Source organism: Saccharopolyspora sp. NPDC002376, assembly GCF_053593195.1.
Window position 1 is genome coordinate 22,066 of the sequence record NZ_JBSFBZ010000057.1, and the last position, 21,381, is coordinate 43,446.

Annotated in this window: 22 protein-coding genes; 7 read left to right on the top strand and 15 right to left on the bottom strand. The window is 68.5% G+C overall.

Translation table 11 applies throughout. The annotated features are described in order from the left end of the window. Positions 1–25 precede the first annotated feature (25 nt). Both ACWCO2_RS29485 and ACWCO2_RS29490 read right to left on the bottom strand, forming a co-directional pair. Positions 26–1,666 (bottom strand): MDR family MFS transporter, encoded by a 1,641-nt coding sequence (locus ACWCO2_RS29485; RefSeq protein WP_450131051.1) that lies wholly within the window; start codon positions 1,664–1,666, stop codon positions 26–28. Beyond that, positions 1,663–2,247 carry a TetR/AcrR family transcriptional regulator gene (locus ACWCO2_RS29490; protein WP_450131052.1) on the bottom strand — a complete coding sequence of 195 codons (585 nt, stop codon included), beginning with the start codon at positions 2,245–2,247 and terminating at the stop codon, positions 1,663–1,665. The genes ACWCO2_RS29485 and ACWCO2_RS29490 overlap by 4 nt, the downstream gene beginning before the upstream one ends. Before the next feature lie 464 nt (positions 2,248–2,711). Here ACWCO2_RS29490 and ACWCO2_RS29495 point away from each other — a divergent pair, with 464 nt between their 5' ends. Further along, positions 2,712–5,072 (top strand): arylsulfatase, encoded by a 2,361-nt coding sequence (locus ACWCO2_RS29495; RefSeq protein ID WP_450131053.1) that lies wholly within the window; start codon positions 2,712–2,714, stop codon positions 5,070–5,072. Positions 5,073–5,098: 26 nt separating this feature from the next. Then, on the top strand, positions 5,099–5,476 hold the full coding sequence (locus ACWCO2_RS29500; protein WP_450131054.1) for a LysR family transcriptional regulator: 378 nt from the start codon (positions 5,099–5,101) through the stop codon (positions 5,474–5,476). Positions 5,477–5,488: 12 nt separating this feature from the next. Here the strand turns inward: ACWCO2_RS29500 and ACWCO2_RS29505 are convergent, their stop codons facing one another. From ACWCO2_RS29505 to ACWCO2_RS29525, 5 genes are all read right to left on the bottom strand, one after another. Further along, positions 5,489–6,619 (bottom strand): helix-turn-helix domain-containing protein, encoded by a 1,131-nt coding sequence (locus ACWCO2_RS29505; RefSeq protein WP_450131055.1) that lies wholly within the window; start codon positions 6,617–6,619, stop codon positions 5,489–5,491. A gap of 119 nt (positions 6,620–6,738) precedes the next feature. Further along, a complete protein-coding gene (locus ACWCO2_RS29510; protein ID WP_450131056.1) occupies positions 6,739–6,996 on the bottom strand; it encodes an HAD hydrolase-like protein in 258 nt (85 codons plus the stop codon). A gap of 67 nt (positions 6,997–7,063) precedes the next feature. Continuing rightward, positions 7,064–8,428, bottom strand: coding sequence for an MFS transporter (locus ACWCO2_RS29515; RefSeq protein ID WP_450131057.1), 1,365 nt, complete (start codon positions 8,426–8,428; stop codon positions 7,064–7,066). 553 nt (positions 8,429–8,981) lie between these two features. After that, on the bottom strand, positions 8,982–9,335 hold the full coding sequence (locus tag ACWCO2_RS29520) for a hypothetical protein (protein ID WP_450131058.1): 354 nt from the start codon (positions 9,333–9,335) through the stop codon (positions 8,982–8,984). A 190-nt stretch (positions 9,336–9,525) separates the two neighbouring features. Then, positions 9,526–10,197, bottom strand: a complete 672-nt coding sequence (locus tag ACWCO2_RS29525; protein WP_450131059.1) for a PAS domain-containing protein — start codon at positions 10,195–10,197, stop codon at positions 9,526–9,528. Between the two features lie 186 nt (positions 10,198–10,383). On the opposite strand from ACWCO2_RS29525, the gene ACWCO2_RS29530 reads away from it, so the two are divergent. The 4 genes from ACWCO2_RS29530 to ACWCO2_RS29545 all read left to right on the top strand — a co-directional run bounded on the left by ACWCO2_RS29530 (position 10,384) and on the right by ACWCO2_RS29545 (position 13,796). Then, complete coding sequence (locus ACWCO2_RS29530; protein ID WP_450131060.1) at positions 10,384–11,661, top strand: cytochrome P450; 1,278 nt, start codon at positions 10,384–10,386, stop codon at positions 11,659–11,661. A gap of 146 nt (positions 11,662–11,807) precedes the next feature. Beyond that, positions 11,808–13,091: an RNA-guided endonuclease InsQ/TnpB family protein gene (locus ACWCO2_RS29535; protein WP_450131061.1), complete on the top strand. Its 1,284-nt coding sequence runs from the start codon at positions 11,808–11,810 to the stop codon at positions 13,089–13,091. A 112-nt stretch (positions 13,092–13,203) separates the two neighbouring features. Beyond that, a complete protein-coding gene (locus ACWCO2_RS29540; protein WP_450131062.1) occupies positions 13,204–13,467 on the top strand; it encodes a hypothetical protein in 264 nt (87 codons plus the stop codon). 38 nt (positions 13,468–13,505) lie between these two features. Continuing rightward, entirely contained in the window at positions 13,506–13,796 is a 291-nt protein-coding gene (locus ACWCO2_RS29545) for a hypothetical protein (protein ID WP_450131063.1), read from the top strand. 46 nt (positions 13,797–13,842) lie between these two features. Here the strand turns inward: ACWCO2_RS29545 and ACWCO2_RS29550 are convergent, their stop codons facing one another. Further along, positions 13,843–14,223: a hypothetical protein gene (locus ACWCO2_RS29550; protein ID WP_450131064.1), complete on the bottom strand. Its 381-nt coding sequence runs from the start codon at positions 14,221–14,223 to the stop codon at positions 13,843–13,845. Positions 14,224–14,467: 244 nt separating this feature from the next. On the opposite strand from ACWCO2_RS29550, the gene ACWCO2_RS29555 reads away from it, so the two are divergent. Next, the gene (locus tag ACWCO2_RS29555; protein ID WP_450131065.1) at positions 14,468–14,845 is read left to right on the top strand and encodes a PH domain-containing protein; all 378 of its coding nucleotides are present in this window, start codon (positions 14,468–14,470) and stop codon (positions 14,843–14,845) included. Here the strand turns inward: ACWCO2_RS29555 and ACWCO2_RS29560 are convergent. From ACWCO2_RS29560 to ACWCO2_RS29590, 7 genes are all read right to left on the bottom strand, one after another. Then, positions 14,803–14,997: a helix-turn-helix domain-containing protein gene (locus tag ACWCO2_RS29560; protein WP_450131081.1), complete on the bottom strand. Its 195-nt coding sequence runs from the start codon at positions 14,995–14,997 to the stop codon at positions 14,803–14,805. The genes ACWCO2_RS29555 and ACWCO2_RS29560 overlap by 43 nt on opposite strands. Positions 14,998–15,035: 38 nt before the next feature. Continuing rightward, complete coding sequence (locus ACWCO2_RS29565; RefSeq protein WP_450131066.1) at positions 15,036–15,677, bottom strand: GntR family transcriptional regulator; 642 nt, start codon at positions 15,675–15,677, stop codon at positions 15,036–15,038. Between the two features lie 94 nt (positions 15,678–15,771). Further along, positions 15,772–17,232 carry an FAD-dependent oxidoreductase gene (locus ACWCO2_RS29570; protein WP_450131067.1) on the bottom strand — a complete coding sequence of 487 codons (1,461 nt, stop codon included), beginning with the start codon at positions 17,230–17,232 and terminating at the stop codon, positions 15,772–15,774. Next, positions 17,225–17,626 (bottom strand): (2Fe-2S)-binding protein, encoded by a 402-nt coding sequence (locus tag ACWCO2_RS29575; RefSeq protein WP_450131068.1) that lies wholly within the window; start codon positions 17,624–17,626, stop codon positions 17,225–17,227. Before ACWCO2_RS29575 ends, ACWCO2_RS29570 begins: the two co-directional genes overlap by 8 nt. Continuing rightward, the gene (locus ACWCO2_RS29580) at positions 17,623–18,777 is read right to left on the bottom strand and encodes an NAD(P)/FAD-dependent oxidoreductase (RefSeq protein WP_450131069.1); all 1,155 of its coding nucleotides are present in this window, start codon (positions 18,775–18,777) and stop codon (positions 17,623–17,625) included. Before ACWCO2_RS29580 ends, ACWCO2_RS29575 begins: the two co-directional genes overlap by 4 nt. Positions 18,778–18,849: 72 nt before the next feature. Further along, complete coding sequence (locus ACWCO2_RS29585; protein ID WP_450131070.1) at positions 18,850–19,851, bottom strand: proline racemase family protein; 1,002 nt, start codon at positions 19,849–19,851, stop codon at positions 18,850–18,852. 48 nt (positions 19,852–19,899) lie between these two features. After that, a complete protein-coding gene (locus ACWCO2_RS29590) occupies positions 19,900–21,372 on the bottom strand; it encodes an aldehyde dehydrogenase (NADP(+)) (RefSeq protein ID WP_450131071.1) in 1,473 nt (490 codons plus the stop codon). Between the last annotated feature and the right edge of the window lie 9 nt (positions 21,373–21,381).

A 21,381-nucleotide genomic window follows, 5' to 3' on the forward strand; every position in this document is an offset into this window, starting at 1 on the left:
ACACCACCCAGGGTGACGCTGCGGGTCAGGTGGTGGGGGTTTCCTCCTGCACGGCAGCGGCTTCCGGCTTCTTGCCGTTGCGCTGCTCGGCTTCGAGGCGCTCCGCTTCCTCTCCGCCGACCGCTTCGCCGCGGGCGACGAGGCCCGCGACGTCCGACAGCGGGATCTGCTTGAGGACCAAGGCCAGGAGGAAGGCGATGCCGATGAACGGCAGCAGGTACCAGAAGACCGGGGCGAGGGCGTCGGCGTAGGCCGTGACCACGCCGTCGCGGATTGGTCCGGGCAGCTGGCTCAGCGTCTTCGGGTCCAGCGTCGCGGTGGCGGTCGACGCATCGGCCGCCGAGGCTCCCGCCGTGGTGAAGACGTCGGTGAGGTTCTCGGTGAGCCGGGTGGTGAAGATCGTGCCGAACACCGCGACGCCGAGCGAGGCGCCGACCTCGCGGAAGTAGTTGTTGGTGCTGGTCGCGGTGCCGATCATGGCCGGCGGGACCGCGTTCTGCACCACCAGCACGACCACCTGCATGATCAGGCCGAGGCCCGCGCCGAACACGAACAGGAAGGCGCAGATCAGCCAGACCGGGGTGTCGGCGGTCAGCGTGGTCATCATGACCATGGCCGCGCCGGTGATGATCGTGCCCAGGATCGGGAAGATCCGGTAGCGCCCGGTCTTGGTGATCATGGCGCCCGAGGTGATCGAGGTGCCGAGCAGACCCACCATCATCGGCAGCATCAGCAGACCGGAGGCGGCCGCCGAGGTGCCCGACGACATCTGCAGGAACGTCGGCACGAACCCGATTGCGGCGAACATGCCGAGACCCAGCGTGAGGCCGATCGCGGTGGCGTTGATGAAGATCGGGTTGCGGAACAGGCTCAGCGGGATGATCGGGTCCGCGGCGCGAGCTTCGGTGATGACGAACGCGATCGCCGAGGCCAGCAGACCGGCGCCCCAGGCCCACGTCTCGGGAGCGCTCCAGCCGTGCGCCTTGTCGCCGCCGAAGTCGGTGAAGAAGATCAGGCACGTCGTGGCCACTGAGAGGAACACGACGCCGAGCAGGTCGATCGGCTGGGTGGCCTTCTTGTCCGGCAGCGTCAGCGCGGCGAGCGCGATGATGAACGCGAGGATGCCGATCGGGATGTTGATGTAGAACGCCCACTGCCAGGTCAGGTGGTCGACGAAGAACCCGCCGAGCAGCGGGCCGCCGATGGCTGACAGGCCGAAGATGCCGCCGAGCGGGCCGAGGTACTTGCCGCGCTCGCTGGCCGGGACGATGTCGGCGATGATCGCCTGCGACAGGATCATGAGCCCGCCGCCGCCGAGGCCCTGCATGGCCCGGAACACCACGAACGTCCAGAAGTCGGGGGCGACGGCGCAACCCACCGAGGCGAGGGTGAACAGCGCGATCGCCACGAGGAACAGCCGGCGCCGGCCGAGGACGTCGCCGAACTTGCCGTAGATCGGCATCACGATCGTGGTCGCCAGCAGGTAGGCGGTGGTGATCCACACCTGGTGCTCGACGCCGCCGAGGTCGCCGACGATCGTCGGCATCGCGGTCGACACGATCGTCTGGTCAAGGCTGGCGAGCAGCATGCCCGCGATCAGCGCGCTGAAGATGATCCAGATCCGCCGCTGGGTCAGCAGCAGCGGTGCGGGAGCGGTGCTTGTCATGGCTTCCGTTCGGATTCTTGTTTCGGGGCGAGGAGATCGCGGGCGGCGGCGAGCCGGCGGGCCAGGATCTCCGTGAAGGTGTCGTTGCTGGTCAGGGTGAGGAATTCCCGTGCGGCCGCCCGGCAGAGGACTTGGACGAGCTGCACGGCGGCAGCTGCGCGGAGGTCACCGGGTGGCAGGCCTTCGCGCCGCTCGACGAGCTCCGTGTCGGACTGCTCGTCGCGCAGCATCCGCTCGATGCCCTTCGTGAACAGCCTGGGCTCGCGCTCGAACGCGGCGCGCACGTCTCGGACGCTTTCGGTGGTGATGCCGGAGGTGTCCCAGCGCTGCACCGCGAGCTCGACGAGGTCGTCGAGCAGATTCGCCGAAACCCCGGGGCTTTCCGGGGTTCCCCGAGCGGCGAACCAAGCGGTGAGCTCGTCGTCGTCCCTGCGGGCAGGCACTCCGAGGACCGCGTCGTCCTTCGAAGCGAAGTAGTTGAAGAAGCTGCGCCGGGATACCCCGACTCGCTCGCAGACCTCCTCGACGGTGAACCCGGACAAGCCGCGTTCGGCGGTCAGCCTGCGAGCGTGCGAAGTCATCTGCGCGGCGGTCGCTGCCATGCGCCGCCTGCGCGCGTTTGTTGCACGATTCATTGCATAGTGCATTATTGCACCCTCGAGCTCAGAGTGCATCGAGGTGTCGTGTGGTCCGGGACGCACCTGGGGTCTCGTGTCGGTCGCTCCCGGCGCCGCGCTGGCTGATGGCGGTCGTCTCGCCCACTGAGAAAGCGGGCTGTTGCAGATGTCCGAAGGGTTTGTTAATTCTCTGTTGAGTGGGGTATAGGTGGTTTCTATGGATTTTATTCCAAACTGGTCTGAGGTATGCCCGAACATTGCGTGACCTGCTCGTACACTCGGCTTTTCGCGTTGTTCGCAAGTGTTCCGGGATTCGGTTGGTTGGTGGTCCGAATTCGGTTCGATAGGGTTGTCGTGATCTCCGGGTGGCCGGTGGTCGCAATTCTTCGTTCAGCAGTTCCGCGGTTCGACGACGCCAGGAGGTTGGGATGAGCGATGCGATCCGCTCCCGCGAGCACCTGCCGATCCCGGACGAGGTCAGCGCCTCGGCCACCGCGCTGGACGCGCGCGACCAGCAGCCCCGGTTCGAACCCGTGCAACCGGTGCGGCCGCCGGAATCGGCGCCGAACGTGGTGGTCGTGCTCATCGACGACATGGGATTCGGCGCGCCCAGCGCGTTCGGCGGCCCGTGCCGGATGCCGACCGCCGAACGGCTCGCCGATGACGGGCTGCGCTTCAGTCGCTTCCACGTCACCGCGATCTGCTCGCCGACCCGGCAGGCGCTGCTCACCGGCCGCAACCACCACTCGGTCGGGATGGGCGTGACCACCGAGATGGCCAGCGCCGCGCCTGGATACAACGGCATCCGCCCCCGCAGTGCCGCCACGCTGGCGCAGGTGCTGCGTGGAAACGGTTACAACACCGCGGCTTTCGGCAAGTGGCACCAGACACCTGCCCGGGATGTCAGCGCCGCGGGGCCGTTCGACCGGTGGCCCACGGGGGAGGGCTTCGAGAAGTTCTACGGGTTCCTGTGCGCGGAGATGAACCACTGGTACCCGCTGCTGTTCGACGGGACGACCCCGGTGGAGCCCTCACGCCGCCCGGAGGACGGCTACCACCTCTCGGAGGACCTGGTGGAGCACGCGATCGACTGGGTGCGCGACCAGCGGTCCCTGAAGCCGGACCACCCGTTCTTCGCCTACCTGCCGTTCGGCGCCACCCACGCGCCCTACCACGTGCCCCGCGAGTACCGGGACAAGTATCGGGGCGCGTTCGACCACGGCTGGGACCGGCAGCGCGAGATCACCTTGCAGCGCCAGAAAGAACTCGGCGTGGTGCCCGAGGACGCCGAGCTGGCTCCGTGGGCGGAAGGCGTTCCGCACTGGGACGAGCTGTCGGCGACCGAGCAGCGGGCGGCCGCGTCGCTGATGGAGCTCTACGCAGGCTTCGCCGAGCACACCGACGACCAGGTCGGTCGGCTCGTCGATGCGCTGGAGGAGCTCGACGCGCTGGACGACACGCTGTTCATCTACATCCTCGGCGACAACGGGGCCTCCGCTGAGGGAGGGCTCGGCGGCACGCTCAACGAGCACCGCTTCGCCAGCGGCATCCCCGACAGCGCGAAGTTCATCGTCGACAACGCCGACGCGCTCGGCGACGCCACCACCCACGCGCACTACCCGGTGGGTTGGGCGCTGGCGATGAACACGCCCTACCAGTGGACCAAGCAGGTCGCGTCGCACTTCGGGGGCACGCGGGACGGCATGATCGTGCACTGGCCCCGGGGGATCGACGAGCAGGGCGGGGTGCGCAACCAGTTCCACCACGTGATCGACGTGGTGCCCACCGTGCTGGAGGCCGCGGGCATCCCGCACCCGGTCGAGGTGGACGGGATCGCCCAGAAGCCGATCGAGGGCACCAGCATGCTCTACAGCTTCAACGCCGCCGACGCGCCGGACCGGCACCGCGTGCAGTACTTCGAGATGGTCGGGAACCGGGGCATCTACCACGACGGCTGGATGGCGGTGACCCGCCACGGCACGCCGTGGGAGATGGTCCAGGGCGAGCAGCGCCGCTACTTCGACGACGACCAGTGGGAGCTCTACGACACCTCGGTGGACTGGACGCAGGCGCGCGACATCTCCGCCGAGCACCCGGGAAAGCTGAACGAGCTCAAGCAGCTGTTCCTCGTCGAGGCCGGTCGGCACGGGGTGTTCCCGCTCGACGACCGGATGACCGAGCGGGAGAACCCGAAGGAGGCCGGGCGGCTCGACCTGATGGGAGACCGCCGGTCGATCACCTTCCACGCCGGCGCCAAGCGGCTGACGGAGGAAACCGCGCCGAACATCAAGAACCGCTCCCACGCCGTGACCGCTGAGATCGAGACCGGCGACGAGGCAGCGGGCGTGATCATCGCCCAGGGCGGCCGCTTCGGCGGATGGTCGGTGTACTTCTACGACGGGCGGCTTTCGTACGCCTACAACTACTTCGGCCTGGACGTGCACACCGTGCGGGCGCGCGCCCCGATCTCGGCCGGTCGCCACGAGATCCGGGTGGACTTCGCCTACCGCGGCGGCGGTGTCGGCCAGGGTGGTGGCGTGACGCTGCACGTCGACGGCGAACAGGTCGGCGAAGTCGTGGTCCCGAAGACGATTCCGTACTACTTCGCCTTCGACGAGACCTTCGACATCGGCGTCGACCGCGCCACCCCGGTCACCGACGACTACCCGGTGGTGGACAACGCGTTCACCGGAAAACTGCGCTGGGTCCGCGTCGATCTGGGCGACGACCTGCACGACGATGCCGAAGCGGACCGGGATCGAGCCCGGTTCAAGGCCGCTCACGACTGAGCGGCCCTGCTGCGGAGAGGAGCTGCGTGGAACGCCGGGAGCTGGAGTACTTCCTCGCGATCGCCGAGAGCGGGAGCTTCACCGGCGCCGCCCAAACTCTGCGGATCGCGCAGCCTTCGCTGTCGCACGCGATCGGCTCCCTGGAGCAGAGATTGGGCGGCAAGGTCTTCCACCGCCTCCCGCACGGCGTCGCGCTCACCCCCGCCGGGGAGGCACGGAGTACACGGCCGCCCGGGTGGAAAAGCCACGTGGAGACCGCCAGCAGCCGCAGCCCTGCAACGCCTCACCGCGACTCGACCCTGGTGCTCCAGCCCCGATCTGCGGCTGGAGGACAGAAACCATTGCTATATGCCCCAACCGTCGTCGGCCAATCACCCACGGTCAAGGCATTGCACGCCGCATAGCACGTGCATAGCTCATGCGGTGTGATGCACCAAGCTAGTGAACACGTCGTCGACCGATGACGGAACCTTGTTGCGGCGCGCGGTTTCTGCTGCTGCGCGGATCCGTTGGGCAGCGCGAGCCGACGAGACTTGCGCGGCGAGGTCGTGGAGTTGGATTGCGGCGTTCTCTGCTTCCCGCCAGTCGGAAACTTCAGCCAGCGCGTTGAGCAGGTTCGCTCCACCGAGGAAGCGTGCCCACCGGTACCATTCGGCAGTGGATTCCACGACGGTGGCGTAGCACTCCACCGCGCGAGCGGGTTGGCCGAAAGCATGCCACATCCCGCCTTCGTGGACTGTGAGCTCGAGATCGGTGACCCACCAAGCCCATTCGGGATCTGTGCGGTGCACGCCGTTGGACAGGTCCGACTGAGCCCGCCTCATCATGGTGAATGCTCGTTCATCTCCGAGATCAGCGGCGGCACGTGCTCGGCGCAGGTTTGTCATCACGCGTAGTCGGGGAGAAAGCTTGAACGTTTCCATGAGCTGAACCGTGCGAAGAGCTTCGCGCGGCTGCTTCACCTCTTGGGCCTGCATGGCGGTGTTCCCCAGGAGGAACAGCTCCATGTCACGGTCCCCGGCCGAGCGGGCCAGATGCAGGGCCGCCAGGTTCAGGCTTCGAGCAGCATCGAAGTGCATGGAATCGAACGCGAGCCAGCCGGCCACTTCGCCGAGCTCCGCGGTGATTGCGGCGAAGTCGCGTTCGATGGATTGCTCATACCTGCCAGCGGCCAGCTGGGTTGATGCTGTACGGAACAAGCGTGCGGCTATTGGCGCGAGCTCCACCCCTCCGTGTTGGCCGTCCAGTCCAACGAGCTGGGAAATGCTCTGCCGCAGCTCGTCTACATGGCCGCTGGTGACAGGCTGTGTTGGCTCACGCGCTGGCGGGATCGCGAAAGAGGTCGGCGGAGCGACGAGTTGTGCTAGCCGTCCGGAAGCGTTCAACGTCTCGTCCAAGCGCTCCGCAACAGCAGAATCAGGCTTCGCACGGCCATTTTCCCACCTTGACAAGGTGGATTGATCCACATGGACGCGGCGGGCCAGCTGCGGCTGGGTAAGCCCCATCTCCTGACGAAGCTGCCGCAGGGTTCGCCCAAAGTCGGACATGCTGCACCCTCCTGCGGTCAGCCTCCCACGTCCGCCGGGCTCTCGCCGGATCGTAGTTGGTCACGTCAAAAGGGTGCTAGGCCCGGACAGGAATCCCCGGGCCTTCGCGAGTCGGGTGGCTAGCAGCCGAGTTGCTGGGCGAGGTCGAGGAAATCGCTGGCGTTGACGTCGAATTCGTCCGCGTAGGCCACGTCGACGTCCTGGTCGGGGCCGAATTCCAGCGGGCGGGCGACGAACGCGGTTTGGAAGCCCAGCTCTCCGGCGGCACGGATGTCGTACTTGTCGCAGGCGACCATCATGATCTCCTCGGGTAGGAGTCCGAGGTAGGTCGCAGCCATCCGGTAGGTGATCGGATCGGGCTTGAAGGCTCCGGCCATCCGCGGTCGTCACTGGCTGTCGTGGTCCTCAGCGCCGCGGAGTACGCGGCCCGAACTGAGGCCACACTCATCGCGCAGGAGCGTCGTTCGGTACTGCGACCTCGCTGCGAACGGCCCGCCTCGTGAGCCGGGCCGGTGCCGTCTCCGGCAGCGTCAGCAGGCAGAGCAGGGACAGCGTCAGCAGGGCGGCCAGATAGTAACTGACGTTGAGCGGATTGCCCGTGCCGGCGATGATCCGGTTCGCGATCATGGGCGTGATGCCGCCGCCGAGGACGGCTCCGAGGTGATAGCCGAGGCCGACGCCCGACTGCCGCTTCTCGCGGGGGAAGATCTCGGCGAAGTAGGCGTACATCGGCCCGAAGAGCACGCCGGTCGCGGTGAAGCCCAGGACGACGGCCGTGTTGACGGCCGTGACGGTGCCGCCCGAGGCGATCGGGAACATCGCCAGCGCCGCGGCCAGGGATAGCAGGACCCCGGTGAGCATGACCGGCTTGCGACCGATGCGGTCGGACAGCCACGCGGAGACCAGGTTGAGCGTCGCGTGGCAGGCCAGGCCCAGCAGGGAGCCGTTCACGATCGCCTGGCGGGACAGGCCGAGGCCTTCGGGGGCGCTGGCGGTGGCGTAGGACAGCATGAACGTCAGCAGCGTGAACGTGGTGGCGGTCAGGCCGATGTTGACCCCGGCGGTCTGCAGGATGAGGCGCCAGTGGGTCTTGATCACGTCCCGCAGCGGTTGCTCGGAACGGCTGTCGTGCGACTCGTCGGCGACCATCTTCTGGAAGACCGGGCTCTCCGCCACGCCCCGGCGCACCCACACCCCGATGGCCAGGACCAGACCGCCGGCCAGGAACGGCAGCCGCCATGCCCAGTCCCGCACGTCCTCGTCCGGCAGGAACAGGACCAGGGCGAAGGCGAAGTTCGCCAAGATGGTCCCGATCGGCGAGCCGAGGGCGACGAACGAGCCGTACAGGCCGCGCGAACGTTCAGGTGCGTGCTCGATCGCGAGCACCGCGGCACCGGCGTTCTCCCCGCCGCGGGCGACGCCGTGCAGCAGCCGGAGCGTGACGAGCATGATCGGCGCGGCGACGCCGATGGCGGCGTAGGAGGGCAGCACGCCCATGCCCAGCGTTGCCAAGCCCATCAGCAGGAATGCGCCGGTCAGCGCCGTGCGGCGGCCCTTCCGGTCACCGATCCAGCCGAAGAGGGCGGCGCCGAGAGGTGCCATCAAGAACCCGGCGGCGAAGGTGGTGAGGCTGAGGAAGGTGCCGAGCCAGGCGTCGCCGGTCTTGAAGAAGACGTCGCCGAACACGAGCGCTGCAGCGGTGCCGTAGATGGTGAAGTCGTACAGCTCCAGGGAGGTGCCGACCCCAGCGGCCACCCCCACCCGCAGCACGTTGGAATGCTGCTCCGCTGATCGGTGAGTCGAAGTCATCAGGCGTCCTCACGCAGGGCCAGTGGTCCCCGACACGTTAGGAATTCACACTGACCGCACCCAGTGGTGAATCCCTCAACGGCATAAGGGAATTCCGTATCGTGCCTCGCCCTGATGAGGACTGCCGGAGCGTCGAGGAGTCACCCGGACAGCAGCGACCCCGGGACCGTCTCCCGCTGGATCTCTCCGCGCAGGCCGAACCGGACTCAGTTCGGGGTCCCGGGGCCGGGTAGCTGCCTGGTATTCGCCGACCGCATCACCCGCGCAGGATCCCGAAGGGACCATCACGCGCCGGGTCGGCAGGATTGCCGTAGGCGGTCCTAGCGGACAGCCACCTCACAAGTCCTGATGTCGTTCAACGTCGGACCACCTCCTTTCCTGTGTACCGAGAAGGCTAGGCACGGTGCGCCGCACGGGCAACTGATTTTCCGGCTGAAGGTGGACCGCCAGTACGGCACGGTGCTCGACGTCGACGGCTAGGTCATGCCGCGCCCGTGCTGGTCACAGCCACTCGTTGAGGACTGCGACCAGCGCGGTCGCCCGTAGCGGACGGCTAGGCGGAGATGAGCTTGCTGCCCGTGACCACGTCGCTGTCGATGCGGCTGCCGTCGCCACCGGGGATGAGGGGGAGGTCGTTCGCGGTGACGCCGTCGAGGTAGATCCCGGCCTCCTCACCCGCACCGGCCACGGCGGCGGAGCGCCGGCGGACGTCGATGCTCTTGACCTGCACGGTGTGCTTCCCCGCGGGGAGGTGCAGGACGGCGTCCTGGCCCTGCTGGACCTGGCCGCTTTCGACGCGCCCGGTGAAGACCAGACCGCGCATCGGCACGGAGAAAACGGTCTCAACGACGAATTCGAACGGCTGCGGCGGTCCGGTCGGCTCCTTGTGCCGAGAGAACAGTCCCATGACCAGTAGCTTAGGCGTTCTGCCCGATCCGGATGCGAGCGGTCGTCGCACTGTCCAATTCGGACGCCCGTCGCGGGCGAAAACGACCGCCGGCCGCTTCGCGCTGCTCCTTCCCGTCGGACAAGTCCATAACGGCGTCGCGGTCGAAGTTCGTCCTGATCATGCCGTTCTCGGCTCGGCTCCAGCTGATTCATCCGGGTTCGGTGGGGCTTGGGGGCCAGGTTTCGGGGTTCAGGACGTTCAGGGTGTAGGCGCGGGCTACCAGGGCTGTTCTGCCGCGTACGCGCCAGCGGCGGGAGAGTTGGGTCAGGTGGTAGTTGACTCCGTCGACGGTTAGGTCTACCGCTTTTGCGATTCGCGCTGTTGTGTCTCCGCTTGCTGCCAGGGCAAGGATTCTGGCTTCGATTTCGCTTGCGGCGGGCGCAGGTTCGTGTTCTGAGGGTGTCGCTTCGCGTTCGCCCAGGACTCGGAGCAGCAGCATCAGGGCTGGGGGAGCGCTTGGGGTGTCGCTGACCGGGTCGACGTCCACCTCGCCGTAGCGCTCGACTCCGCTCGCCGGGGACCAGCTGACTTCGATCGGATAGCGGGACCTGTGGCGCAGTCGGACTGCTTCGGAGATCGGGTGGAGCCGGGCTGTTGTGCGGGGCCGGAAGAAGTCCAGCGCGTTGCGCCCTCGCATCTGGCCCGGCAGCATGCCCCATTCCGCGGCCATTGCCGGGTTCGCCAGGAGGATGGCGCCGTCGGGGTCGCAGAGCGCGACCGGTAGCGGCAGGTGGTCGAGCAGGAGGATGGCGCGGTTGCGCCAGGTGATCGCTTCCTGGTGCCAGGACTCCTCGGACGAGGATCCGTGCTGGAGATTCATGTGCTGCCCCTTGCCGCGTTGCGCATGCTGGTCGGTTTGGCAAGTCCTTCATGCACCGACGCACTACACGATTATGTAGTGCGTCGGCGGCCTCGGGGGTTCGCGGGCGGTGAGTGTTGAGGAGACGGCTGGAACCGCTCTTCGCGGCGGTTCCCTCCCCCAGCGCGAAAGGCGGTTAGCCCCCTCATGGCCGCGACTCTGCTCCCGCAACAGCTCGGCATCCCCATCGTCGACGTGTCCGACGCTCCTACTGGAACACCCGTCCTGCGGACGATGCGCCTGGCCAGGGAGCACGGTCCGGCCTTCGTCCAGCGTCAGCACGGCAACGACACGCTGTTCGTCAGCAGCCTGGACCTGGTCACCGAGCTCTCCGACGAGCAGCGGTTCTCCAAGGCCATCGGGCCGGCGCTGGAGAACGTCCGCGAGTTCGCCCACGACGGCCTGTTCACCGCCTACGGCGACGAGCCCAACTGGGCCAAGGCGCACGACATCCTGATGCCCGCCTTCGCCCTCGGGGCGATGCGCACCTACCACCCGGTGATGCTGCGGGTCGCCCGTCGGCTGATCGAGTCCTGGGACCGCGGGTGTGCGGCCGGCCAGCCGGTCGACGTGCCCGACGACATGACCCGGATGACGCTGGACACCATCGGCCTGGCCGGCTTCGGGTTCGACTTCGGTTCGTTCGAGCGGGACGAACCGCACCCGTTCGTCGACGCCCTGGTGCGCTGCCTGCACTGGTCGATGACCAAGCTCAGCCGCGACCCGGACGGCGACCACGCGCAGACCGACGAGGCGTTCCGCGCCGACGCTGCCTTCCTCGCCTCGGTGGTGGACGAGGTCATCGCGGCGCGCACCGCTCCTGGTGCGTCGGCGCCGGAGAGCGACGATCTGCTGGGGCTGATGCTCGGCGCCACCCACCCCTCGGACGGCACCACCCTGGACCTGGCCAACATCCGCGACCAGGTCATCACCTTCCTGATCGCCGGGCACGAGACCACCTCTGGCACCGTGTCCTTCGCCCTGCACAACCTGGTCAAGCACCCGACCGCGCTGCGCCTGGTGCAGCGCGAGGTGGACGAGCTGTGGGGCGACCAGTCCGATCCGGAGCCGACCTTCGAGGACATCGGCCGCCTGCAGTACACCCGCCAGGTGCTCAACGAGACGTTGCGGATGTTCCCGCCGGCGCCCGCGTTCTCGCGCCAGGCCCGCCACGACACCGTCCTCGGCGGCATTCCGATGCGGGCCGGGCAGTGGGCGTCGGTGGTGACCCCGATGCTGCACCGGGATCCGGTCTGGGGCGACAACCCCGAGCTGTTCGACCCCTCGCGCTTCGAGCCCGAAGCCGAAGCGGCGCTACCATCTGCAGCTCAAGCAGACGCTGACGATCAAGCCCGATGGTTTGTCCCTCGCCCTGGCCCGGCGCACCTCAGCCGATCGCGTCGTCATGCCGACCGCCGTTGCTGAAGTGCCGGTCGAGGACAGCGGGCTTCCCACTCGCGTTCAGCGGGGGACCGGGGGTCTGCTGCTGCACAGATCCAATTACGGGACCTGCCAGGGCTTTTCGGCTCAGCTGGCTGACGCCGCCGCCGATATCGGCGGCGAGACCACCGTTGCCCCGCTCGAATGTCCCCACAGTCGGCCATGAAACCAAATTATATGATCATGGTGTGCAGCTTCGGTACGGCTTCCGCCTGTACCCGACGCCAAGACAGCAGTCCGCGCTGGCTCAGGCGTTCGGGTGCGCTCGTGTGGTGTTCAACGACGCCATCGCCGCGCGCCGGGAAGCCTATGAAGCGGGCGAGAAAGTCCCCACCGCGTCGGAGTTGTCGAAACGACTTGTCACTGACGCGAAGAACACCCCGGAACGCGGGTGGCTGGGCGGGGTGTCGGCGGTGGTCTTGCAGCAGGCACTGCGGGATGCTGACCGGGCGTACAAGAACTTCTTCGAGTCGCTGAGCGGGAAACGCGCGGGCCGCAAGATCGGTGCGCCTCGGTTCAAGACTCGGCGTGATCGTCGTCAGGCGGTGCGTTTCACCGCCAACGCCCGCTGGTTGATCACACCGGGCGGTAAACTGCGGCTCCCGAAGATCGGCGACGTGCCGGTTCGCTGGTCCCGAATCCTGCCATCGATGCCGTCGAGCGTGACCGTGATCAAGGACGCGGCCGGGCGGTACTTCGCATCGTTCGTGGTCGATATCCGCCTCGAACCGATCAACAACGACTCACCTGAGATCGGTGTTGATCTGGGGTTGGGGCACTTCGCAGTGTTCTCGGACGGCACGAAGATCACCGCCCCGAGGTTCCTCCGCAACGCCGAGAAGAAGCTCAAGCGGGCACAACGAGACCTCTCACGCAAGCAGAAGGGCAGCACCAACAGGGACAAGGCAAGGATCAAGGTGGCCCGCGCTCACGCGCGGGTGGCCGATGCGCGCCGCGAGTTCCATCACCAGCTCTCCACCCGCCTGATTCGCGAGAACCAAGCGATCGCGGTGGAAGACCTGGCGGTCAAGGGACTAGCGCGTACACGCCTGGCCAAGTCGGTGCATGACGCTGGCTGGTCGGCGTTCGTGGGAATGTTGGAGTACAAAGCAGCACTGTACGGGCGGAGGGTCGTTCGGATCGGCCGGTTCGAACCCACCTCACAGACCTGCTCGCAGTGCGGTGTCAAAGACGGACCTAAGCCACTGCACATCCGCGCCTGGCAATGCCGGGCGTGCGGTGTATGGCTGGATCGGGACGTGAATGCGGCGGTCAACGTCGCGAAGGCCGCCGGACTGGCGGTGACCGCCTGTGGAGCGCAGGTAAGACCCGAACCCGTTCGGGCACAGCGCTGGGAAGCAGGAACCCACCGAGGTGACCTGGCAGCGCGAAGGCCGCGCCGCCAGGCACGGTAGGAATCATCGGCCTTCAAGTCGGTGAGGAAGTCAATTCGGCTGCGATGCCCCGGATGCGGACTACCTGCACAGTGCGGAACTGCGCGCCGCCGAGCTGGCCGGTGCGGTCCAGATGCGCCCGGCCTTCAGCGAGGCACCGGTCGACGGTCAGGCGTTCGTCCAGCACCGCATCGCCGCCGAGGCCGACGAGCTGTGGCAGCTGATCGGCGACGGGGCGAAGATCTACGTCTGCGGCGACGGAAATCGGATGGCTCCCGGCGTGCGCGACGCCTTCCGGGCCATCTACGCGGAACGGGCGGGTGGCGAGGCCACCGCTTGGCTCGACTCGCTGGTTGCCGACGGCCGCTACATCGAGGACGTCTACGCCGCGCGCTGAGCCGTCGATCCCCTTGCAGAATCGGAGGTTCTCATCTCATGAACACCATGATCACCGGGCGTCTGCGCGTGCCGAGCGGAAGGTTTCGCGTCGAGGAGGTTCCCGTACCCCTCCCCGGGCCGGGGGAGGCGCTGATCGAGGTCAAAGCGGCCGGCGTGTGCCTGTCCGACGTGCACCTGATCGACGGCAGCCTGGTTCTGGCGGGGCTCATGCCGCATCTGCTGACCATCGCTGAGGGCACGAAGTTCAGCCCTGAGATCGCAGGAACGCTGCCCGTTCAGGGGCGGAGGAACGCGATCCCGGCTTGCGGCCCGCTACTCCAGCCGTAGTTCGTGATCTTCGTGTTTGCTGTGGTTGGTGGTGTGGGGATGCGCGTCATGCGCACGAGAAGCGGGGAAGGCCGTGGTTTGTGATCACACGGCGAAACTGGTTGTCCCAGCCGTGCCACATGCCCAGCGTCAGCACTCCCGCGACCTGGAGGCCCGAGGATTCAACCGAAGCCCACAGGTGCAGGTCGCGGTCTTCGTCCAGTGAAAACCACCGGGCACCGTCGGAAGAGAAGGGCTGCCAGCCAGGCAGGTCCTGATAGATCCGTTGCAGTGCGTCCCAGTTCGCGGGGGTGAACCGATGCCAGTCCAGGCAGTAGACCCGATCCACCGCCATCCAGTGCATCGCGGCGTCCGCCGCCAGAACTCCAGGCCCCAAAACGGGGGACAGTTCCTCGCCGTTGTCGTGGTACCAGTCGCTTTCCTGCACGGGGGCAGCCTGCCAGACCAGGGATGACTCGCTGCCAGGGCAGCACGGTCCGGTGTGGACATCGGCCACCACTGATCACCGTGTGTTGTGTGGACAAACGAAGAGACGGTGGCCGCAGGCCACGGCATAGATGCTGCCCGCTCGAGCGCCATGTTCGAGGGGCTGACGGACCTGATGCCGCAAGGCGCCGTCCGGAAGTTCGATATTGTGGTTGAACGGATTCAGATCTTCGAGGGGAGCACAGGTGGGAATCTTCGGCGGGATGATGGGCAACGCTTCGACCATCGACCCCCGTGCGGCGGCGCAGGAGTTCGGACGTCTGCTCGCGCAGGGTGAGGAAATACACGCCGCCTACAAGCTGATCCGGGACTCGCTCCTCTTCACGAACCGGCGCCTGATCATCATCGACAAGCAGGGCATGACCGGCCGCAAGGTCGAGTACCACTCGATCCCGTACCGCAGCATCACCCACTTCTCCGTCGAGACGGCGGGCACGTTCGACCTCGACGCCGAGCTGAAGATCTGGCTGTCCGGCACCGCCGAGCCGATCGAGCAGCAGTTCGGCAAGGGCGTCGACGTCTACGAGGTCCAAGCCCTCCTCGGCGCCTTCGTAGCGCGCTGATCCAATGCTTCCGGGGCCGGTCGACACCACGTCGACCGGCTCTGCCCGCTGCAGTACCGGTGCACGGTCGACCGGCCGAGATGAGCCTGCTCGCCGATCTGCTGGTAGCTGTACCCGCTGGAACGCTTCAGCTCGTTGAGCGCATCCGCCAGACCCCCGGTGCTCGCAGGACGACTGCGGAATCAATCATCTATTCCGCGGCAGGGTTGGCCCAGCGTCCTCGAACCTGGCTGATGTGGTCCCGCATTACCGACTCGACGGCGTCCTGGTCGCGCGACCCGATCGCGTCGACGATGGCGTGGTGCTCGCGTGCGACGTCGACCAGTTCGCCGCGTTCGCGCAGTGCTGCCAGGCCGAAGAGGCGAGTGCGGGCGCGCAGGTCGGACACGAGGTTGGTCATGCGCGGGTTGTTGGCGTAGGAGAGCAGGCGCAGGTGGAAGACGCGGTCGGCCTCGGTGTAGTCGACCAGGTCGCCGGCCTCGGCTCCGGTGACGATGTTCTGCGCGAGCTCCCGCAGCTCGGCGAAGTCCGCTTCCGGGATGACGGGGGTGATCTTGCGGACGGCGGGCGGCTCGATCAGCAACCGGATCTCGGTGATCTGGTCGAGGTCGGCCTCGCTGACCTCGGTGACCCGGAAGCCCTTGTTGGGCACGATCTCGACGAGGTCCTCGCGGACCAGGTCGAGCATGGCTTCGCGGACCGGGGTGGCCGAGACGCCGAAGCGGGCGCCGAGCGAGGGCGCCGAGTACACGACGCCGGGCTCCATCTCGCCGGAGATGATCGCCGCCCGCACCGCCCGCCCGACCCGGTCGCGCAGGCTGACCTTCTCCATCTGAACCAGGCTGGGAGCCACAACAACCTCCACGATCTGCTCACGCCCATGGTATGTGACGTGGTACTGCAGGCCTCAGCCAGTCGCGCCCGGGTCACTCGTGCTGCGGGGTTTCGGCGAGCTGTTCGAGGGAGATGGGGGCGGTGAAGGTCTGCTTGGCGGTGGGACGCAGGTCCTCGGCGGTGAGCTCGCGGCCCTCCTGCGCGGCGGCGAGCTTCGCCGTGGCGAATCCGCACACCCGGCCCTGGCACCAGCCCATCCCGGGGCGGGCCATCATCTTGACCGACCGCGCATCGCCCGCGCCGAGTTCGTCCCGGGCGGCGCACACCTGCCCGAAGCTGACCTCCTCGCAACGGCAGACCGTGGTGTCCGAACGCAGCCACTCGTGCCAGTGCCGCGGCACGGGATGAGCTGCGTGCATCGCGGCGGCGAAGCGGCGGTAGCGGGCGATGCGCTTCTGCAGCGCCTGCACGTCCGCCCGCGGCACGGGCGTCCGCTGGTCTTGCGCGGCGACCAGGCCGGCGAGCTCGCCTTCGGCGACCGCGAGGAGAGCACCGCCGACTCCGGTGGCCTCCCCGGCGACGTAGACGCCCGGCACGGTGGCCCGCTGCTCGGAGTCGACGACCGCGACGAGCGAGTCGTCGGCGTCCTTGCGGGTCGCAGCACCGGTCGCGGTGATCAGCTCGAGTGATGGGGTGAAGCCCCACCCGAGCGCCACGAGGTCGACCTCGACGCTGCGGATCCGGTCGCGGATGCGGCCCCCGCGGTCCAGCCGCGACAGCTCCACCGACCGCACTGCGTCGGAGCCGCGGATCGCGGTGATCGCAGTCCGCTGGAGGTAGCGGATTCGGTGGTGGGCCAGCGCGGCGGCGTACTCGAGGGCCTCGCGGGCCTTCGCGGGAACCGCAGCCGCGGCGAGCGGGCGCTTGGCCCATCCGCTGACCGATCCGGCCTCGCACACCGCGACGACGTCCGCGCCCGCTGCGGCGAGCCCGGTGGCCACCGGGAGCAGGAACGGGCCCGTCCCGGCGACGATCGCGCGTCGGCCTGCCAGGGTGCGGTGCCCCTTGAGCAGGGCCTGGACGCCACCGGCGGCCATCACGCCGGGCAGGTCCCAGCCCGGGATCGGCAGCTGGCGGTCGTAACCGCCGGGGCACAGGACCAGCGCGTCGGCGGTGACCGAGTGCGGGACCTCGTCGCCGGAGCGGGCGGCCTCGGCATAGGCGGTGGTCAGGTGCAGGGTGTGGGATCGGGTGCCGGCGGCGGGACGCTCGACGAACCAGACCTGGCGGCGCGGCAGGTGGGTGATGCGGCCGCCGTCGGAGAGCCGGTGCAGCCGCTCGCGAAGGTCGGTGAAGGTCGACCAGTCGTGGTGGCCGAGCGACTCGTCGCCGCGGGGCGCGGATTCGTCGGGGTGGCGCCAGTACTGGCCCCCGGGTTGTTCGCCGGCGTCGACGAGCACGACCGAGCGTCCGGCCTCGGCGGCGGTGACGGCGGCGGCGAGGCCGGCGGGCCCCGCGCCCACCACGGCGATGTCGAAGCGGGGCTCAGGCATCGGTGTCGTCTCCGGTTTCGAACGGGCCCTCGCCGGACACGGTGCTCGACAGCGCCATGCCGGGCCGTGCGGGGACCAGGCAGGCGCGCTGGTTCGGCACGCCATCAACGGTGATCAGGCAGTCGTAGCAGATGCCGATCCCGCAGAACAGGCCGCGCGGGCGGTGCTGGACGCGGGTCGTGCGCCAGGACCGGATCCCGGCACCGGCCAGCACCGATCCGACGCTCTGACCGGCCACGGCGGGCAGCGGGCGGCCGTCGAAGACGATCTCGAAGCGCTCCGGCTCGGCCTTGGCGGGGGAGTTGAGGGTGGGGTTCACGATGCCTCCACGGTGTTCTTGCGGGACACCCGCACCTGGTCGGTCGTGCGAGCCGGAAGCGGAATTGCGGCTCATGCAGCCTCCACCGCGTCGAAGCGCTCGGGTGCGAACGGCGTGAGGTCGAGATCGGGTTGCCGGCCGGTCATCTGCTGGACGAGCAGCTTCGCCGAGCCGACCGACAGCCCGATCCCGGCGCCTTCGTGCCCGGCGGCGTGCCACAGCCCGGGTGCGCGCGGGTCGTGGCCGATCACCGGCAGGTGGTCGGCGCAGTACGGGCGGAACCCGGAGTAGTTGCGCAAGATCTTGGTCTTGGCCAGCGCGGGGTACAGGCTCAAGGCCTTCGCCGCGATCTGGCGCAGCGCGGGCAGCGAGACCGTGGAGTCGAAACCGACCCGTTCCCGCGAGGATCCGATCAGGATGGTGCCCGCGCGGGTGCCCTCGATGACGGTGGAGGTCTGCAGCCCCTCGTCGGAGGAGGTGGTGCTGGCGACGTAGTCGCCGGAGTAGACCTTGTGGAACACCGTCTTCGGCAGCGGTTCGGTGATCAGCACGAACCCGCGGCGCGGCATGATCGCCACCTTCACCCCAGCGAGTTGGGCGATGTCCCCGGCCCAGGTCCCGGCGGCGTTGATGACGTGATCGGCGTGGATGGCGCCCCGGCTGGTGGTGACCCCGGTGACGGTGTCGCCGTCGCGAAGCAGCGCGGTGACCTCGGTGCGGGTCCAGACCTGCGCACCGCGCTCGCGGGCGAGGCGGATCAGGTGGGCGGCCATGAGCATGGGCTGGACCTGGCAGTCCTGCGGGTAGAACGCGGCGGCGGCCAGGTCGTCGGTGATGTGGGGTTCGTAGTCGTGGATCTGGTCGGCGGGCACGCCGGTGACCTCGATCCCGGCGGCGCGCTGGCGCTGCGACAGCTCGGCTAGGTTCTGGGCACCGGCTTCGGTGGCGGCGACGATCAGGCCGCCCTTGGTCTCGAACTCCCACAGGTGGTTGTGCGGCGCGAGATCGGTGCGCCAGACCTGGTTCGAGTACAGCGCCAGGTCGAGTTCGTGCCCGGCTTCCTTGTCCGACACCAGCAGGTTGCCCTCGCAGGCGCTGGTGGTCCCGCTGGCGATCTGGCCGCGTTCGACGACGTGGACGCGAAGGCCCTGTTCGGTGGCGAAGTAGGCGCACGCGGCGCCGAGGGCGCCTGCGCCGATGACGACGACGTCAGCCGTGCGGGCCATCGCTACCTCCGTTGGTCGGGTCGAAATGCAAGGCAGGGCAAGGAGATCCGCTGCTCGAAGCGCGGCGGTCCGTCAGAGCTCGAAGCCTGCCGGGAACGGATCGGTGGGGTCGAGCATGTACTGAGCGGTCCCGGTGATCCAGGCGCGCCCGGTGATCGCCGGAACCACCGCGGTGCGGCCGCCCACCTCGGTCTCCGCCACGAGCCGGCCCACGAACGTCGTGCCGATGAACGATTCGTTGACGAAGTCGGTGTCGAGGGCGAGTTCGCCGCGGGCGTGCAGCTGCGCCATCCGAGCGCTGGTTCCGGTGCCGCACGGCGAGCGGTCGAACCAGCCCGGGTGGATGGCCATCGCGTGCCGCGAGTGCTTCGCGGTCGAGCCCGGTGCTTTGAGGTAGACGTGGTGGCAGCCCGAGATGTCGGGACGCTCCGGGTGCACCGGTCGGGCCTGCTCGTTGATCGCCGACATGATGGACAGACCGGCGTCGAGGAGCTGCTGCTTGGCCGAGCGCTCGAAGGGCAGCCCCAGGGCGTCCAGGTCGACGATGGCGTAGAAGTTGCCGCCGAAGGCGATGTCGTAGGCGACCGCGCCGAGGCTGGGCACTTCGACCTGCTGGTCGAGCGCGTGGCTGAACGAGGGAACGTTCTGGATCGTCACCGACTCGGCGTGCCCGTCGCGGACCGCGACGTCGGCAACCACGAGTCCGGCCGGGGTGTCGAGGCGGACCCGGGTGACCGGTTCGGTCACCGGCACCATCCCGGTTTCCACCAGGACGGTGGCGGTGCCGATGGTGCCGTGCCCGCACATCGGCAGCAGACCGGAGACCTCGATGAACAGCACGCCCCAGTCCGCGTCCGGGCGGGTCGGCGGCTGCAGGATCGACCCGGACATGGAGGAGTGACCGCGTGGCTCGCACATCAGCAGCGTGCGCAGGTCATCGTTGTTGTCGATGAACCACTGCCGCCGTTCGGCCATCGTCGACCCGGGGATGACCCCGACGCCGCCGGTGATGACGCGGGTGGGCATGCCCTCGGTGTGGGAATCCACGGCGTGCAGGACGCGGCTGGTCCTCATCGACCGTTCCTTCCGGCTGCGAACGCGGCTGGGCCGGTTCTGAAGTGGTCAGTTCTCCGGGGTGCCGTTGATGCGGCGGGCCACTGGCGTGGTCGGGGTGTCGGACAGTTCATCAGGCAGCAGGTGCTGCGGGTAGTTCTGGAACGCCACGGCGCGCAGGAATCGGGCGATCGCGGCGGTGCCGACCGAGGTCGTCGCCGGGGCGGTGGTGGCGGGGTAAGGACCGCCGTGCTGCTGGGCGTAGGTCACCGAAACCCCGGTGGGCCACTGGTTCCACAGCAGACGCCCGGCCTTGTCGACCAGGGCCCGGGTGAGGTCGGCGGCGACGCCGTCGGCCTCCTCGGCGATCAGCGTCGCGGTGAGCTGCCCGTCGATGGCCTCGGCGACCTGGACGAGCTCCTGCTCGTCGTCGTAGGTCACCACCAGCGCGGTCGGGCCGAAGCATTCGGTGAGCAGTTCGTCGAGGTCGGCGAGCAGGGTGGAGACGTCGGTGGTGAGCAGGGTCGGAGTCGGCGCCTCGCCCTCCGGGCTCGAGCCGCTGCGCAGGACCTCGACACCGGGCTTGGAGCTCAACACCTCGAGCGTCTCGTGGTAGCCGGAGACGATGCGGTCGTTGAGCAGCGGTGCGGACTGCGACAACTCGGTGCCGCGCAAGGTTTCGGTGACCGCGGCTGAGGTGGGGACGAGCAGCAGACCCGGTTTGGTGCAGAACTGCCCCGCACCGAGGGTGAAGGAGCCGACGAACTCCGCAGCGATGTCGGCGCCCCGGGCCTCGTCAGCGGCGCGGGTGACGAAAACCGGGTTGACACTGCCCAATTCGCCGAAGAACGGGATCGGCTCGGGTCGGGAACTGGCGACGTCGAACAGCGCCCGCCCGCCCGCGATGGAACCGGTGAAGGCGCCCGCCTTGACCAGCGGGTGCGTCAGGGCGACCCGGCCAGCTTCTTCGCCCCGGACGAGGTCGAACAGCCCGGCCGGCGCGCCTGCGCCCACCAGCGCTTCGCGCACCACGGCACCGGTTGTCGCGGACAGATCCGGGTGTCCGGGGTGGGTTTTGAGGACGACCGAGCAACCTGCGGCGAGCGCGGATGCGGTGTCGCCGCCGGCGACGCTGAAGGCGAAGGGGAAGTTGCTGGCCGCGAAGACCACGACCGGGCCGACCGGAACCTGGGAGCGGCGCAGGTCCGGACGCGGCGCGCCCATCGGCCACTCGGGATCGGCGTGGTCGATCCGCGCGTCGAGGTAGCTGCCTTCGCGGATCGTCTCGGCGAACAGCCGGAGTTGGAAGGTGGTGCGCTTGAGCTCACCGGTCAGCCGGCCTTCGGCGAGGCGGGTTTCGCGCTGCGCGGTCGGGATCAGCACCGGTGCGGCGGCGTCGAGCGCGTCGGCGATCGCGTCGAGCGCGCGGCCGCGCTCGGCGCGATCGGTGCTCGCCCAGATGCGCCCGGCTTCGGCGGATGCCGTGACGATCCGGTCGACTTCCTCGGCGGTGGTCGGTTCTGCCGGGGCGGTGGTCGTCATCGGTGGTGC

Bases quoted from the DNA above. Each gene is read 5' to 3' on its own strand.
- ACWCO2_RS29570 (WP_450131067.1), bottom strand. From the start codon at position 17,232: ATGCCTGAGCCCCGCTTCGACATCGCCGTGGTGGGCGCGGGGCCCGCC.
- ACWCO2_RS29565 (WP_450131066.1), bottom strand. From the start codon at position 15,677: ATGGAGAAGGTCAGCCTGCGCGACCGGGTCGGGCGGGCGGTGCGGGCG.
- ACWCO2_RS29490 (WP_450131052.1), bottom strand. From the start codon at position 2,247: ATGACTTCGCACGCTCGCAGGCTGACCGCCGAACGCGGCTTGTCCGGG.
- ACWCO2_RS29495 (WP_450131053.1), top strand. From the start codon at position 2,712: ATGAGCGATGCGATCCGCTCCCGCGAGCACCTGCCGATCCCGGACGAG.
- ACWCO2_RS29520 (WP_450131058.1), bottom strand. From the start codon at position 9,335: ATGGGACTGTTCTCTCGGCACAAGGAGCCGACCGGACCGCCGCAGCCG.
- ACWCO2_RS29530 (WP_450131060.1), top strand. From the start codon at position 10,384: ATGGCCGCGACTCTGCTCCCGCAACAGCTCGGCATCCCCATCGTCGAC.
- ACWCO2_RS29575 (WP_450131068.1), bottom strand. From the start codon at position 17,626: ATGAGCCGCAATTCCGCTTCCGGCTCGCACGACCGACCAGGTGCGGGT.
- ACWCO2_RS29585 (WP_450131070.1), bottom strand. From the start codon at position 19,851: ATGAGGACCAGCCGCGTCCTGCACGCCGTGGATTCCCACACCGAGGGC.
- ACWCO2_RS29525 (WP_450131059.1), bottom strand. From the start codon at position 10,197: ATGAATCTCCAGCACGGATCCTCGTCCGAGGAGTCCTGGCACCAGGAA.
- ACWCO2_RS29485 (WP_450131051.1), bottom strand. From the start codon at position 1,666: ATGACAAGCACCGCTCCCGCACCGCTGCTGCTGACCCAGCGGCGGATC.
- ACWCO2_RS29580 (WP_450131069.1), bottom strand. From the start codon at position 18,777: ATGGCCCGCACGGCTGACGTCGTCGTCATCGGCGCAGGCGCCCTCGGC.
- ACWCO2_RS29510 (WP_450131056.1), bottom strand. From the start codon at position 6,996: ATGGCCGGAGCCTTCAAGCCCGATCCGATCACCTACCGGATGGCTGCG.
- ACWCO2_RS29545 (WP_450131063.1), top strand. From the start codon at position 13,506: ATGAACACCATGATCACCGGGCGTCTGCGCGTGCCGAGCGGAAGGTTT.
- ACWCO2_RS29540 (WP_450131062.1), top strand. From the start codon at position 13,204: ATGCGCCCGGCCTTCAGCGAGGCACCGGTCGACGGTCAGGCGTTCGTC.
- ACWCO2_RS29590 (WP_450131071.1), bottom strand. From the start codon at position 21,372: ATGACGACCACCGCCCCGGCAGAACCGACCACCGCCGAGGAAGTCGAC.
- ACWCO2_RS29505 (WP_450131055.1), bottom strand. From the start codon at position 6,619: ATGTCCGACTTTGGGCGAACCCTGCGGCAGCTTCGTCAGGAGATGGGG.
- ACWCO2_RS29515 (WP_450131057.1), bottom strand. From the start codon at position 8,428: ATGACTTCGACTCACCGATCAGCGGAGCAGCATTCCAACGTGCTGCGG.